Source organism: Nostoc sp. 'Lobaria pulmonaria (5183) cyanobiont' (assembly GCF_002949795.1).
Taxonomy (GTDB): Bacteria; Cyanobacteriota; Cyanobacteriia; order Cyanobacteriales; family Nostocaceae; genus Nostoc.
Window position 1 is genome coordinate 3843162 of the sequence record NZ_CP026692.1, and the last position, 14530, is coordinate 3857691.

12 protein-coding genes and 2 tRNA genes are annotated in these 14530 nt (G+C 40.8%); 4 read left to right on the forward strand and 10 right to left on the reverse strand.

Going from position 1 to position 14530, the window contains the following annotated elements; genetic code table 11:
* Window positions 1-197 precede the first annotated feature (197 nt).
* From NLP_RS16850 to NLP_RS16875, 5 genes are all read right to left on the reverse strand, one after another.
* Entirely contained in the window at window positions 198-509 is a 312-nt protein-coding gene (locus NLP_RS16850) for a type II toxin-antitoxin system RelE/ParE family toxin (RefSeq protein ID WP_104907401.1), read from the reverse strand.
* The gene (locus NLP_RS16855) at window positions 509-775 is read right to left on the reverse strand and encodes a type II toxin-antitoxin system ParD family antitoxin (protein ID WP_104907402.1); all 267 of its coding nucleotides are present in this window, start codon (window positions 773-775) and stop codon (window positions 509-511) included. The genes NLP_RS16850 and NLP_RS16855 overlap by 1 nt, the downstream gene beginning before the upstream one ends.
* Before the next feature lie 97 nt (window positions 776-872).
* Window positions 873-1055, reverse strand: a complete 183-nt coding sequence (locus tag NLP_RS16860; protein ID WP_234016964.1) for a hypothetical protein — start codon at window positions 1053-1055, stop codon at window positions 873-875.
* 531 nt (window positions 1056-1586) lie between these two features.
* Window positions 1587-3920, reverse strand: coding sequence for a two-partner secretion domain-containing protein (locus NLP_RS16870; protein WP_104907404.1), 2334 nt, complete (start codon window positions 3918-3920; stop codon window positions 1587-1589).
* A 409-nt stretch (window positions 3921-4329) separates the two neighbouring features.
* Window positions 4330-4602, reverse strand: coding sequence for a hypothetical protein (locus tag NLP_RS16875; protein WP_104907405.1), 273 nt, complete (start codon window positions 4600-4602; stop codon window positions 4330-4332).
* 473 nt (window positions 4603-5075) lie between these two features.
* Here NLP_RS16875 and NLP_RS16880 point away from each other — a divergent pair, with 473 nt between their 5' ends.
* From NLP_RS16880 to NLP_RS16890, 3 genes are all read left to right on the forward strand, one after another.
* Complete coding sequence (locus tag NLP_RS16880) at window positions 5076-6035, forward strand: ribonuclease Z (RefSeq protein ID WP_104907406.1); 960 nt, start codon at window positions 5076-5078, stop codon at window positions 6033-6035.
* A gap of 571 nt (window positions 6036-6606) precedes the next feature.
* Window positions 6607-8799: a GumC family protein gene (locus NLP_RS16885; RefSeq protein ID WP_199784632.1), complete on the forward strand. Its 2193-nt coding sequence runs from the start codon at window positions 6607-6609 to the stop codon at window positions 8797-8799.
* A 206-nt stretch (window positions 8800-9005) separates the two neighbouring features.
* The gene (locus NLP_RS16890) at window positions 9006-10151 is read left to right on the forward strand and encodes a SpoIID/LytB domain-containing protein (RefSeq protein ID WP_104909902.1); all 1146 of its coding nucleotides are present in this window, start codon (window positions 9006-9008) and stop codon (window positions 10149-10151) included.
* 137 nt (window positions 10152-10288) lie between these two features.
* Here the strand turns inward: NLP_RS16890 and NLP_RS16895 are convergent, their stop codons facing one another.
* Window positions 10289-11587, reverse strand: a complete 1299-nt coding sequence (locus NLP_RS16895; RefSeq protein ID WP_104907407.1) for a hypothetical protein — start codon at window positions 11585-11587, stop codon at window positions 10289-10291.
* 337 nt (window positions 11588-11924) lie between these two features.
* Between NLP_RS16895 and NLP_RS16900 the strand changes: the two genes are divergently transcribed.
* Complete coding sequence (locus NLP_RS16900) at window positions 11925-12404, forward strand: hypothetical protein (protein ID WP_104907408.1); 480 nt, start codon at window positions 11925-11927, stop codon at window positions 12402-12404.
* 90 nt (window positions 12405-12494) lie between these two features.
* Here the strand turns inward: NLP_RS16900 and NLP_RS16905 are convergent.
* The 4 genes from NLP_RS16905 to NLP_RS16920 form a co-directional block, all read right to left on the reverse strand.
* Window positions 12495-12566, reverse strand: a tRNA-Gln gene (locus tag NLP_RS16905).
* A gap of 254 nt (window positions 12567-12820) precedes the next feature.
* Window positions 12821-13618 (reverse strand): WecB/TagA/CpsF family glycosyltransferase, encoded by a 798-nt coding sequence (locus NLP_RS16910; protein ID WP_104907409.1) that lies wholly within the window; start codon window positions 13616-13618, stop codon window positions 12821-12823.
* A gap of 490 nt (window positions 13619-14108) precedes the next feature.
* Window positions 14109-14363 carry a hypothetical protein gene (locus NLP_RS16915; RefSeq protein WP_104907410.1) on the reverse strand — a complete coding sequence of 85 codons (255 nt, stop codon included), beginning with the start codon at window positions 14361-14363 and terminating at the stop codon, window positions 14109-14111.
* Window positions 14364-14397: 34 nt separating this feature from the next.
* Window positions 14398-14481, reverse strand: a tRNA-Leu gene (locus NLP_RS16920).
* Window positions 14482-14530: the final 49 nt, after the last annotated feature.

Consider the following 14530-nt stretch of genomic DNA (forward strand, 5'->3'; position numbering starts at 1 on the left):
GGGAGCTAGACATTCAATTCCCCTTCTCCCAAGGGAGAAGGGGTTAGGGGATGAGGGCGTGAGGGATTTGCAAAACGCCTGTCTGATATAGTTTTCGGCTTAAGTTGACACCAATGGGAGTTATTCTCCCCCTACTTCCCCTCCTCTTTTCCCTCACTGCGGATAAAGTTTGGGTTTGTGGGTCATCAATATGACATTCACTCATCGTCTGGCTGATCAAAAAGCGCATCTAAATCACGATAGCCACTAACCACTCGCAGAACTTCAATTCCGGTTTCAATTGGGCGATAAAATATTAAATAATCATCAACTGGAAAGCTCCGCAATGAAGGCAAAAGCTCAGACCTCTTACGCCCCATGCTGGGAAACATTGCTAAATTATTACACTTACCGTTGATTTTATTGAGAAATCTATCCGCTGCATCCAAACCACTGCTATCAGCAATAAAATCGATAATACTTTCAATATCTCGACTAGCCGGAACAGTAAAAGAGCAAATATTCCTCATTAACTAGCCTGTTCCCGACGCTCTTGCAACTTCTGTTGTAGCTGGTGGAAAAGTGTTTCACCATCAATAACCTCTCCTCGTTCGGAAGCTTCAACACCAATCATAATCAAGCGTTGTAACTCCTCAAATCGTCCCTTGTAGATATTTTCTCTTACTTCCAATTGCTTGATAGCTGCCAGAATCACTTCTTCAGACGAAGAATATTTACCGCTTTCAACCTGACTTTGGATAAACTGCTCAAGCTCTGGAGTTAATGATACATACATTAATGTTTACCATAATTTTTGCTAAAGGTATTCTTATTCTATCCAAGAGATGAATTAGAGAATAGGCGATGCCTACGGCTGGCTACACTTACACAGTTTATCTTTCAGTCTGTGGAATTGCTGAGAGTAAAGCACAAAGAGCGTTGTTAACAGCTTCTGAGGTTTTGAATATCTCAGCAACATCAGCATCGAGGGTAACTGTCAAAGGAGCTTTTTCTTGCTGACTGGCGAAACGGTTGGGCAAGGCTTTGCGATAGTCAAAGTTATACTCTGGAAGCAAGTCATCGTCTGCGTTGTTACGGAATTCAAAAGCCTGTGAATTCTTTATAATCTCTTCGTTCTTTCTTGGTTGCTAGACGTGCGCTAATGATACGGATAACGTTTGCTCATCGCATTTGTTATTTCGGCGAACGCATTTGTTATTTCGGCGAACGCATTTGTTATTTCGGCGAACGCATTTGTTATTTCGGCGAACGCATTTGTTATTTCGGCGTACGCATTTGCTATTTTGGCGTACGCATTTGCTATTTTGGCGTACGCATTTGCTATTTTGGCGTACACATTTGCTATTTCGGCGTACGCATTTGCTATTTCGGCGTACGCATTTGCTATTTTGGCGTTCGCATTTGTTATTTCGGCGATGCCTACGGCTGGCTACGCCTACACAATTGCTGATTGCGTTTATCCTAAAACAATCTTAAGACAAAGACCTCTCCCTGATTTGACTACGCAAAACCTGTCCCTCTTTAGATCAAAGAGGGACAAGCTTGAACTTTAGTTCAAGGTAGGGAGAGGTTTGTTGAACTCACGCCTAATTAGCAGGGCAAGATTTAGAGGTAAGCGAGGAGTTATAGAGCGTCGCTGCGGGTACTTGAGCAACTAGAACCACGTTCCCATTGGCATCCATTACCCATCCTTGGGCTTCTACAATTTGAATAGGTTCATTGACAGAATTAACCTTCTGTGATTTTTCTTCTGTGTTTCGCTGCCCCTGAACAACGGCTCTTTTCTGAATACCGCCAGCACGATTCTGACTCTGTGGAGAGAGTGTGATCCAATCTGCAAGCACCGCATCATCAGCTATCAATGGCTGGGTGGGATCGGCTACTAGTCCTCCACGCCCAGTCTGAATAAATGAACTCCTTCCTATTTTTCCACCAGTACTACAACTAGCAACAATTTGCCGCGAAGCATCAACCAGATTTACGGGCAATTCCACTAATCCTTTACTGGGGTCAGCATCTGGTGAGTTGATTTGTACAGTGCCATTTAATGAAGGATTTTGCTGAGAAAATGCCGTGATGTCATTTGTTAGGAGATTATTCGGGTCTTTTTCTACTGGGTCAAGCCTCTGTACGTCTGTACCTGTGCGGGGTACAAAACCAAAGAGGTTCTTAGCAGTGATTGTGATTTTACCACCAGAGCCAGAGAAGCCGTTGGCAGTGATATCGTTATTTCCTAAGGGGCTGGCGACAAGGAAGCCATTTGGTGCATTGATGGTGATATTACCACCATCTCCATTACCCTTGGCGTTAGTGGTTATTTTACTTTCGCGCCGCATCAGTAATAAGTCCCGCACCTGTAGCGTAATATTACCACCACGACCTGATTTACTGTCAGATATGAGTTTTCCTGCGTTGTCCAGAAGTATAGAGCGAGCCGTTATATTTAGATCGCCTGCTTTTCCTGAGTTAGGTAGATCCTTTGCGTAGGTGAAAAAGTCTACAAGTTGACTGCTCACAGTTACTTTAGCTCCGTTCCGGATCATTAATTCTTTTGTATCAATTGTTATATCACCCGCATCTCCAGAAGTATTTGTAGAAGCAAACAAGCCAGTGGACCCACTTGTTGAGTTTCCAATTAGCTCTACGGAAAAGGCGCTCACAGTCAAATTTCCTCCTGTTCCTGTACCTGCTATTATGCCTAATGCAGTAGAATCTGTTGCTACCTGTCCCCCATCTTCAATAAGTAATCTTCCAGTCTTAATATTTATGCTACCCGCCTTTCCGGCAACCGCTGTTGAACTCAACAATCCACTAGGTTGCCTGTCATCACTATCTGGAGAAGAAAAGCCACCAATCACCTCCACAGATTCGGAGGCGTTTACAGTCAAGTTTCCTCCATCACCCTTGCTCAAAGTGGTAGTACTTACTTGTGCTCCATCCCTAATGATTATTTTCTTGCTAGTAATCGTTAAGTCTCCGCCATTCTCAACACCTGTAGTCTGAGTTTTTAAAACCACAGGACCAATTAGTTCCACTAAGTTACCCTGGATTTGGATATTGCCGCCACTGCCATCTCTATTACTAGTATTTACCTGAGATGCAATCTTAGAAGAATCAACAGTTCGCTGGACTAATCGAATATCTTGAAAATTCTGGACACCTTGATATCCTAAAATCCAACCTTGGTCTGTTGGTTTGAGGTCGACCAGACTATTATTAGCAACACTTCCTAACTCAATTCGTCCTGACGCTGCTGTTAAATTTCCGCCCTCCAGAGTTATGTCGCCACCTACAAGTGCCAAGGTTTTGTTTTGCTGTACTTGTAGACCAACAGGTATATTAGTTGTCACGCCATCTGAGCTAGGTGCTTGAGATTGATTGTGGATGAACGCCGCAGTTGTGCCGAATTGTAAGCCATTGGGAACATTTACCGTTAGCAGAGGTGGGGTTTGTGGATCTGTGGCACTAAATTTAGTTCCATCAGTAAAATTCAGACTACTAGCTGTACTCGCCACGAATGAGCCGCCAATTTGTAAAGAAGCACTGGGACCAAAAATTATTCCGTTGGGATTAATCAAAAATAGGTTGGCTGTACCATTAGCTTTAAGAATGCCATCAATATTAGAAACAGACTTACCTGTTACCCGGCTAATAATGTTTTGAACACTGTCAGCATTTTTAAATTCAGCAATGCTATTTTTAATTACGGAAAACTCCTTAAAACTGTGGAATAGATTGCGTCCACTTTGGGATAGGGTTCCACCTTCAATAATTGTGATATTGTCCTGTTGTGTAACTTGAGAATTATTAGGTAGAGTCCCATCCTGGGTAATTTGGGCAACAGCAGAGTTTGTAAATAAAGCTACTGCACAACCAATGACAGATCCTAGACTTTTAAACCAGACCCAACGAATACTCATACCTAATACACTCCTTCAAAGAATTAACAGTTACCGAACAATGGTAATGCTGTACTTAATATAAGTACACTACCTTTCAAATAGCTCATCTGCGTTTTACTATTTACCAACCAAATCCTAAGATTAACTTGGGCATAACAATGTTGTATGCTACAAAAAACCTGTAATTTTTAATAAATAAGTTGAGATGGTTGCTATTAAGTTGATAATATTATTTGCTTTGTCGAACAAGATGGAATAAACGTTCAAATTCATTCAATAAAAATGCGCTATATTCAATGGAGTTGTATTTAATTTGATAAGGTCAAAAGTCTATAAAACTGATAAAATAATGATTAACTTTTTATTTACATCTCTGACCTTGATTATCAATAGAAAGTTAATCATTAAGTTGATACACAATCAAGGATTATTTACACTTTCTTATACCCTCTGGGGTATACCAGCAGACCTCGTCTGCAAGTTTCTTCGATTGAATTACTTCTGTCAAATCCTTAACTCCTTGGTTGTAAACAGCATCAAATTCATTTTTTTTTGGGTCGATACGGCTCTGCAATTCTTCTTGAAAATTATCTTCTGTCTCGTCCTTTTTAAGCGCAACATCCATCTCAGATTTCTTCAGAACTTCACTCAATTCATTTTGGATATCGTTTGTTGACTGCTGCGTATTTTGAGAATTCATAATTTTTGCTCTCCTTGGAGACTGGTAAATGTGTGAACTTATTTTGTGATGTACTAAATTAACGTGAGTTTGATTAGTACAGTTTGGCAACGAAAGAATCAATAATACAAAGTCTAGAGTGGTACGAAAGCATTAGGTTTCTAACGCTCTTGTGAACTCCGATAATTATGACTTCAGCTTGACTAGTTATAATTACGCTTTGTGTTACAAAACTTCATATATTTCTGCCGGATTTGTTTAAAGGATTCATGAATCTGGCTACTCACCGTTGATTACTCAAGAGAATTGAGTAATTGATAGCTCCTCAAGTCTCACACTCTGCTTAGGGTTTAGATCCGCTCACAGGCTTTATTAAGGCGATCGCTAACTATGCCCCATGCCCAATCCCCAAAATCCTAAATCTTTTACTCATTAACCGTGCCACTATAGAAAATAGAGCTGCAAATTGAGCAATAGGAAGACTAAAGAACACTGTGCAGATAACATTCTTAGGGACGAGTTCCGGTGTACCCACGCGATCGCGCAATGTTTCCAGTGTCGCTCTGAGATTACCCCAAAGGGCAGAACTGTGGTTATTTGACTGTGGCGAAGGTACTCAGCATCAAATTATGCGGAGTGAACTGAAAATCAGTCAACTCTCCCGAATTTTTATCACCCACATGCACGGCGACCACATCTTTGGCTTGATGGGACTTCTTGCTACTTGCGGCTTGGCTGGCAATGTAGAACGAATTGATATCTATGGCCCACCTGGATTAAATGATTACATTCAATCTGCCTCACGTTATTCCTACACGCACTTTTCTTACCCAATCAAAGTTCACGCCATCCGTCCAGGGATAATTTATGAAGACGATGACTTCACCGTTAGCTGCGGTAATTTGCATCATCGGATTACAGCTTTCGGCTACCGCGTAACCGAAAAAGACCGAGCCGGACGCTTTGATGTGGAAAAAGCCAAGGCGTTGCAAATTCCTCCTGGTCGGGTTTACGGTCAACTCAAGCGCGGTGAAACAGTTACCCTTACGGACGGACGGGTGATTGATGGCACCCAATTGTGCGGCCCTACAGAAATTGGTCGAAAGATTGCCTATTGTACAGACACAATTTATTGTGATGGTGCAGTGGAATTAGCTCATGATGTTGATGTATTAATTCACGAAGCAACCTTTGCCCATCAAGATGCAGATATGGCTTTCCAGCGGTTGCATTCCACAACCACAATGGCAGCGCAAACAGCTTTAGCTGCTGGAGCGCATCGACTGATTATGAGTCATTTCAGTCCCCGCTATGCTCCCGGAAATACTTTGGAGTTGAAGGATCTCCTCAAAGAAGCTCGTGCTATTTTTCCTCATACTGATATGGCTTACGATTTTATGATTCATGAAGTACCCAGACGGCGGGAAGTAGAGTTAACCAAGGTAGGCGTTTAAATTTTGGATTTTAGATTTTAGATTTCTTATTGAACGCTTCTAATCTAAAATCTAAAATTAACCAGGCTTTATCTTAGATTTGAATAGTCTCAATCATAATATCAAGCAAATAAAGAGCAGTTCGGTTTTCTGAGTAAGTCAACTATTTAACCAACAATTTACGGTTAACTAGATGTATCAAAAATATATAAATGCTATGGTTGAAATATTTTTATCAATGTGTTTTTACTATTACAAGTTATCAAAATAACTTTAATATATAGCAATGTTGCGAGTTGGATAATTGTATACTCAAATAATTAGGAAAAATAATTAATTTTTCGTCAAGATTTTTCTTCTTTAAATAAAATATTTATTAAAAATTTATCCTTCCAACACTGATTAAGAATTTATCTGCATGAATTGATGAACATGAAAGCGCTAGTTGACATAATATTGTGCTAAATTAGCTTGTCATTGTTGGAAGAAGAATAAAGTACGCGATCGCAGCTATTAGGTGTAAAAAATCATTTCATATTTCTCATAAATCTTCCAAATAAATATAGTGTTTCGATATTAGAGGAGTTTAATAGTGGCTAAGACTAGTCTGAATCAAGAGCAACAGGTTACAACTTCAGCACAAGGCGCAGTTGACATCAGACAACTATCTACTATTTTGCTTCGCCGACGCTTTCTGACCTTTGGGGTTTTTTGTGTAGTTATGTCAGCTGCTAGCCTCTTGGCTATCAATGCCAAACCTACTTACCAGAGTAATATGCAGATATTGGTGAATTCCAATTTATCTGAAGGGGCACAGTCAAATACTCAGGTTATTGATTCAAATTCTCAAGTTGTTGATTCCACTACTCAGATGAAACTCATGCTGAGTTATAAGTTGCTTCAGAAAGCTGTAGATTTACTCCATTCTGATTATCCTGATATTACCTTACAAGACATCAACGGTCAAAAAGAATATAGCAAAAAAGCACCTTTAGAAGTAACTCCAGAAGCAGGAGGCATAGGGGCAAATAAAGTTTTTAATCAGACATTTAAAGTTTCTTTTAATGATCAAGATCCAGTAAAAGCACAAAGAGTACTTCAAGCTCTAGAGAAAGTCTATCAAAACTACAACAAACAGCAACAAAAAGAACGTCTGAATCAGGGATTAGCTTTTGTAAACACTCGCCTACCTGAGATAAAAAAAGAGGTGAGTAAAGCTGAAAAAAACTTAGAACAGTTTCGCAAAAAACATAAATTACTCGATCCCGAAGTCCAAAGTAAAATTCTGCTAGAATCTCTAGCCGATATTCAACAACAGCTACAAACCACTCGTGCCAACCTTCAAGATGTAAACGCTCGCTACAATAATCTAGAGCAACTAATAGCGTCTTCGTCTCAACAGAATACACTAATTTCTTCTCAATTAAATCAGTCAAGCCGCTATCAAGCATTATTAAGTGAAATTCAAAAAACTGAACTAGCTTTGGCTAAGGAGCGGCTCCGCTATACAGATGATTATCCATCGGTACAAAAATTAAAGCAGCAACGCGAAAGTCAACTGTCCTTATTACGAGAAGAGGTGAAAACTATTACTAATAGCAATAAAGATAAACCTTTATCAAAAGGACAAATGCTAGGAGTTGATCCAACGCTTGTAGATGAGTTTGTTTTAGTACAGACAAGTGTTTTAGGACTAACTGCCAATGAAAAAAATCTCATCGAATCAGAACAGCAACTACGCTCTGAGCTAAACAAATACCCAAGTTTAATAGCAGAGTATAATCATCTGCTGCCAAAGATAGCAACTAGCCGCAAAAACCTTGAACAAATACTCCAGGCACAACAGTCATTGGGACTGAAAATTGCTCAGGAAGGATATAACTGGCAAGTTTTGGCAGAACCTTCTCCCGGTATTTATATGGATAATAACAGATTATTACTCTTGCTTGGAGGAGCGGTAATTGGGCCGATTTTAGGTATCTTAGCAGCCCTAATTTTGGAAAAGTTTAATGACGCTATTTATTGTGCCGGAGATTTAAAGAAACTGACAAACCTACGTGTACTGGGATCGGTACCAAAACTACCATCACGTAGTGTCAAAAAACGGCGGCTTAGCCTGCCTTGGAATAGCCGAGTCAGCTCAGATTATTCTGTAATAGAAGCCAGTAATAAATTGCCCGTCCATGAAACTTTGGACATGATCTACCAAAATATTCAAATATTAAAATATCCTTTACCGTTCAAGTCGCTGATGTTTACTTCAGCACTACCAGGGGAAGGGAAGACAACCTTAGTGTTAGGCCTTGTAGCTAGTGCTACCCGGATGCATCGACGGGTATTAGTAATTGATGCTAATCTACATAATCCTAGCCTGCACAAAATCCTGGAACTATCCAATGACTGGGGACTATCTCTGTTATTAGTTGATGAGACAACTACTCATTTTCAAGATTACATCCAGCCGATTCACCCCTCCATTGATATTTTGACTGCTGGGCCAGAACCAGAAGACACAGTGAAGTTGCTCAGTTCTCAACGGATGAAAGAACTAATAGAGGTGTTTGAGCAAAGTTATGACCTAGTACTAATAGATGCTCCATCTATTTTAGGCACGGTTGATGCCAGGATTGTGGCATCTTTTTGCAATGGTATTGTAATGGTAGAGCGCATGGGAAAAGTGACTCGAACTGAACTGACTCAAGCAACAGAAATTTTGAGTAAGTTGAATTTAATTGGAATTATCGCTAATGAAGCGAGCAATTCTCAAAAAGTATTGGCATCGTAAATCGGAGAATAAAAGTTTCTCTTCCACAGCAGTCAGATTTAGACGATTCACTTTCCCCAATTTCTGATTTATACCTTATATTTCAAGCAAAATGCATAATTAGTAGGAGGTGGCAACCTCCTGCGTTGGAGAACTGTCTCATCTTAAAGTAGTAGACGCCATAATCCAGAGCGTCAATTAGATACTAGTGTGATTAGATGATCGGTATGAAATTCCAACTTTACTTAGGCTCTTTATTTTCTCAGATTAAAGTACGTTATTGGTGGGTAAGTATCTTTTTGTGGATAGCTTTGGTTGCCCCAGCCCAAGCGTCTGTAATCCTACGTGTGGCAATTGAGAGGGGCGTTAATCAGGTAAAAGTGGGTAGTTCCACTACTGGGATCGTTAAGGATAGTACTGGGCGGACTCTTGGACAGTTGCCAGCAATGAGTGCATATTATGCTCAAGCCGTTCCTGGCGGAGTTGCTTTAGATAAGTGGCAGTCTGGTTTATTTTGGATTGAGCCAACTGGCAAGGGATTTGTTTATATTGGCGATCGCTGGTATCGAGGCAGAACTCTGGTTGTCCCCACAGAAAAAGGCTTAACCGCTGTTAACTGGGTTGATGACCAAGAATATCTCTACAGCGTTCTTGGTGGCGAAATGGATGCTAGCTGGCCCCAAGAAGCTTTAAAAGCTCAAGCGATCGCAGCCCGTACTTATGCCCTCTACGAACGGGAAAAACAACGAAATAATCCCGTTTATGATGTAGGCAATACCCCCGATCACTGGCAAATTTACAAAGGTGTCATTAGTGAATCTCCAGCTACTTACACCGCAGTGGATTCTACTCTAGGGCAGGTACTAACTTACAAAAACCGGATTATTCTCTCAGTCTTCCACGCTTGTTCTGGGGGACACACTGAAAACGTAGAAGATGTTTGGGGAAGCAGCGAACCTTATCTACGTGCTGTTCAAGACTACGATCAAAATATCCGCGAGTGTAATTGGGTGAAAACCTTCTCGCCGAGTGAAATTAGCGCTAAATTTCCTGAGGTGGGCAGTGTGACGGCAATGATTCCAGAGACATACTCACCTTTCCGTAGTGTTAAAGTTTTAAAAATTGTGGGCAATAAGGGCACAAAAGTTCTACAGGGCGAGGAAGTCCGAACAGCCCTCAAGTTAAAAAGTACCAAATTTAGCGTCACCAAGGGGGCTGATGGTAGTTTTGTACTGCAAGGGCTTGGCTACGGTCATGCTTTAGGCATGAGTCAGTGGGGGGCGTACAATCTGGCTCGGCAAGGAGTGAACCATCTGCAAATTTTGGGACATTATTATCAAGGTGTAGCTCTAACACCGATTCAGGCGAAGTAATCAGGGATTGGGCATTGGGCATTGAGAAGAGACAAGGTAGACAAGGAAGAGGGGGGAGATAAGGAGAAACTTGTTCAATAATTCACCCTTGTCCCCCTTGTCCCCCTTGGCTCCTCTGCTCCCTGCTCCTCTGCTTCCTATTCCCCACTCCCACGTTCTAAGCGCCGTTGCCATTCAGCATCAATTTTTGCAGAACGTTCAACTTCTTGGTCGAGTAAGTCAGTTTCGCTAGAATACACTAAATCTTCGTTGCCAATGACTTTTTCTGTTGCAAATTGTTGGGCATAGTTGATTTTTTGTTGCAAAAGTGCATCAGGACTTGCCAATAGCCTTGCTCTGGAAAGCCGTTCGCGGTTGCGATCGCCTATTTGGCGATTACGCCACCGAATCCAGAAATAACGCAATAACGGTATGCCTAAAAAACCTGCTCCGTAAGCCAATAGCAGCCAATAAATTCCTTGTACAAAAGCTACCAGTCCACCTAATTGGACGGCAACAGTTCCATCTCTCAACAAACTTCCCAGTACTAAAGCACCAACAAAATTTAGTACCCCTAACCCAGCACTCAGCATAATTTGCCCAGAACTTGCGGCACTAAAACGCCAGGGAAATTCTTCTAAGCGATCTGATATTGCATGACGGCGCTTTTTAACTGCACTCACCTGCAACTCTGGGAAGTAATAAACAATTTGTCCTTCTGGGCTTACTCCCGGTTGCCCATTAAATCGCGTCAGAACGGGCAGCATATAATCTTCGTACTCTCTTGTGTATCCCTGGCCAATGTCATCCAAATATGGGGCAATTTGTTCTGCTACCACTGCACCACGGTTACTCCGAATCACCGTAGCAATTTCTTGCCAGCGACGTTCCTCTAAGTTGGCGTTTGGATTACCATCGCCAAACAAAAACGAAAACACAGCTTCAAAGAAATTCAGATTGGTTTCTTCCCGGCTTCCACGTTGCGGTTCCTGGTAGTGGGTGTCATAATTTGGGCTAAGATACCAAAATAAATTTGGAAAATAGAAGAAGCCCCCACCGCCGGAATTACTGCCCCGATTGTCGCCGTTACGGTCTGAATTGGCAGCAGTAACGATCATGAAGATGGTAACAGCGATCAGGACGATGGAAACAGTTAAGAAAATTCCAAAAGAAATGCGAATCAGGTAAAACAGAATACTCCAGACCTTTTTCCACCATTCCTGCAATCTTAGCCGGAAGTATTTATTACGCAAAATTGCTCGAAAATTTTGTGGAAAAAGGAAAACTATATCACCGGAATCCGCTACCTGTAAATGTCCGCCAGCATCAGATGCCAGGGCTAACAAGCTTTGATTAGCTTCAGCGACGTTCAATCCTGCCTGAGTTGCCACATCACCAACAGTGACACGGTAGCCCAGTTGTTCCACAGCTTGCATGATGGTGGGACTGGGAGCCATTGCTCTCCCCTCCTGTTAAAACTTATTCCCTTTTCTTAAGTATAAAGTTTTATTTTGAGCGACTTAGCAGGGATAGAGGTAACAATTCAAAATTTCAAATTGTTTGCGCAGCTTCTGGTAGAGAAGAGAGTTTTAGACTCTAATTTAAACTCCCACTCTAGCTTCCTTCCCACAGAGTAACTGAGCAAAGTCGGAACCACTAAACTTTCCCGAACTACGTGTTGACGTTCGGTCTGAAACTCTTTAATTGACTATACAATCAACAAATGGTCTGACACGCAAAATGATATAATTACTTGCCTCAGCTTGATTAAATCAGCAAATTTTCTGCTCAAATATGGTTCAATACACTCTCGCTCAAAGCCCAGAAATTATCCTTACTGTTTCTGGAAAAGATTCAGCTAAAGCCCGTGATAAAGCAATGGATCAGCTAATGGAACTGATGGATGCAGGTAAGCTATCCACCGAACTAGAAGAAGGATTTGGCCCTCAACAATTAATTGAGGTAAAAGAGTCAACTATTGATACTGCTAGTGGTGAGGATACAATTACACAAGCTGTCCAGATTCTGAGTAACCTGGCAACGCTCAAGCTGAAAGTTCAGGAGTCACGATCTGAAGCGTTGGAAATTCGCAAAGCTGTTGATATTCTGTTCACCGATGAGTCGGTGACTGAAGAGGAAATTACTCGACTCAAGGAAGGTTTTAAAGTTCTCAAAAATTTTGCTCAAGCTAATGTGCGTTACCAAGAAGCGCGGTCTAAAGCAGAACTAGCTAGGCAGACTCTAGATCAAGCTCTCAAATCCCCTGACAAGTAACATTTACAGAATTATATGCATTGAGATACATCTTAAAAATGCAATTAAAAAATCTAGAACACAGGCTGAAAAGTCTGTGTTCTAGATTAACTGGGGCGCTAGGATTCGAACCCAGGGATGGCGAGACCAAAACCCGCTGCCTTACCACTTGGCGACGCCCCAACAATTTCACTACCGTTAATATAACACTTAGTCCTGGGTTAATGTCAAGTACTTTAATAGTTGATTTCAGATAATGGGTTTTTACAGCAGGACATTGATGAGTCGGAATCCTTATACTTAGAATCTTTCATCATTTTGAGGTTGACCCCTTGAATCTTGATGCTTAAAGCATAAAATTCTTTCCTTGGCATCTAAAATCTGCTTTACTTGATGGCTGAACGCCTTAGAGTCAGTCTTCACCTATTTCTTTTTCTTTAGTCCCCAGTCTCGTGAAGGAAGACCGCTGCAATCCGACTTGATGATAATAGTTGTTTAGTAGCTAGCCATATAAAGAGTGGAATAGTCTTCGCATAACGACTACAAAGTCGGCGTGGTTCTTGAATCCATCGATATAGCCATTCAAGTCCTAAGTCTCGAACTATGCGGGGTGCCCGCTTATGAATTCCGGCATAAACTGGGAAAACTCCACCCAGTCCAATCATTACAGCTTGTATTTTGCCCTTATGTTGAGCTATCCAATTTTCTTGTTTGGGACATCCCAGAGAAACTAAGACAGCGCTAGCACCACTAGAGTTAATCTTTTGAACCAAGGCTTCGTCTTCAATTTCCGTTAGGGGACGAAAGGGTAGAGGTTCCATCGCCGCAATCTTTATCTGCGGAAATTCCTTCTCTAACCTGTTTTGTATCCTAGACAGAATTTCTGTTTGGGAACCTACAAAGAAAATGCTCAGATTTTGGGTTTGAGTTAGCTGACACAATGCAAGAAAAATATCCATCCCTGCCACACGGTCTTGGTAAAGCGCTCCCATTTTTCGCATCATCCATACCAGAGGCATACCATCAGGAGTAACTATATCTGCATTTCGCAATACGGTGGCAAACTCTGGATTCCAATGGGCTTCAATGAGCATGTGTACATTGGCTACATATACAGTTTTACTCTCACGCCTACTCGCCCACTTGAGTATTGTTTGTATCTGCTCGTCAAACCGTAAAGCAGTAATAGGAAAATCAAGCACTTTTTTAGTAGGTAGAAGCACTCTTGCCAGCATCAATAACTCCTGTATCCAAGAAAACAATTCATAGATTACCTAGACCAATCCAAATTATTTAATATTTCGGATTGGATGACTCCTGACTTTTTGTCGACTTGTGTCATTGTTGGAAGTTAACACATGGAGGTGCAATTGCCTTTTTAGTATACTTTTGGCTTAATCAGTAATACTAGAATTATTTGCTGCTGTGTCTTAGCTTACTGTTTTATGTTAAGGATTTTAGACACTGCTTGACAAAATTCATACTTCCTTCATAATTAATTTTTGGTTAGTTCATCCAAGCATTATAATTGCGATAAATTCCTAGATAAATGTTGTATATTAAGTACTCTATAGTACTTGACTCCTTAAGTAAGAAAGTAAAATGCTAGCCACTAAGTCTGCCAATTTTATACGTAAATATGCGCTTAAGAGGTCGAATGAAAATTAGTATATTTTAAAGAACAGCTAATAACTTTTGATTATGATTTACAAATTTATTACAGATTTAATTTAGTTCTTGTATTGATGAAAAATCTCTAGATTTTATTTTTTTCTGAAATAAAAGCCCAAAAAATAAGGGAAAGATAAATTTATCTTTCCCTGCTCTCTGGTTTTTATTATTGTCTGACTTGTTACTTTCTTTAAGTCTTTGGCGTAACATTTGCCTTTGTTTTTTAAGTTGACGCTTCCTAGCAGAACCGCCTTTACCTTTATGATTTCTGCCTTCTTTACGGGGAGATTCCCATCTTTTCAGGCGCATAAGTTTTTAACCTCTTTAACAACTTGTTTGGTAGTGGGCAGGAGGAGAATCGAACTCCTATGACCGCAAGGCCGCCACATTTTGAGTGTGGTGCGTCTACCAATTCCGCCACCCGCCCTTATATCTAACCTTAACTAGTATACTCTAAATTAAGAGATTTTGTAACA

Bases quoted from the DNA above. Each gene is read 5' to 3' on its own strand.
- NLP_RS16890 (WP_104909902.1), top strand. From the start codon at position 9,006: ATGAAATTCCAACTTTACTTAGGCTCTTTATTTTCTCAGATTAAAGTA.
- NLP_RS16855 (WP_104907402.1), bottom strand. From the start codon at position 775: ATGTATGTATCATTAACTCCAGAGCTTGAGCAGTTTATCCAAAGTCAG.
- NLP_RS16850 (WP_104907401.1), bottom strand. From the start codon at position 509: ATGAGGAATATTTGCTCTTTTACTGTTCCGGCTAGTCGAGATATTGAA.
- NLP_RS16895 (WP_104907407.1), bottom strand. From the start codon at position 11,587: ATGGCTCCCAGTCCCACCATCATGCAAGCTGTGGAACAACTGGGCTAC.
- NLP_RS16900 (WP_104907408.1), top strand. From the start codon at position 11,925: ATGGTTCAATACACTCTCGCTCAAAGCCCAGAAATTATCCTTACTGTT.
- NLP_RS16915 (WP_104907410.1), bottom strand. From the start codon at position 14,363: ATGCGCCTGAAAAGATGGGAATCTCCCCGTAAAGAAGGCAGAAATCAT.
- NLP_RS16870 (WP_104907404.1), bottom strand. From the start codon at position 3,920: ATGAGTATTCGTTGGGTCTGGTTTAAAAGTCTAGGATCTGTCATTGGT.
- NLP_RS16910 (WP_104907409.1), bottom strand. From the start codon at position 13,618: ATGCTGGCAAGAGTGCTTCTACCTACTAAAAAAGTGCTTGATTTTCCT.
- NLP_RS16875 (WP_104907405.1), bottom strand. From the start codon at position 4,602: ATGAATTCTCAAAATACGCAGCAGTCAACAAACGATATCCAAAATGAA.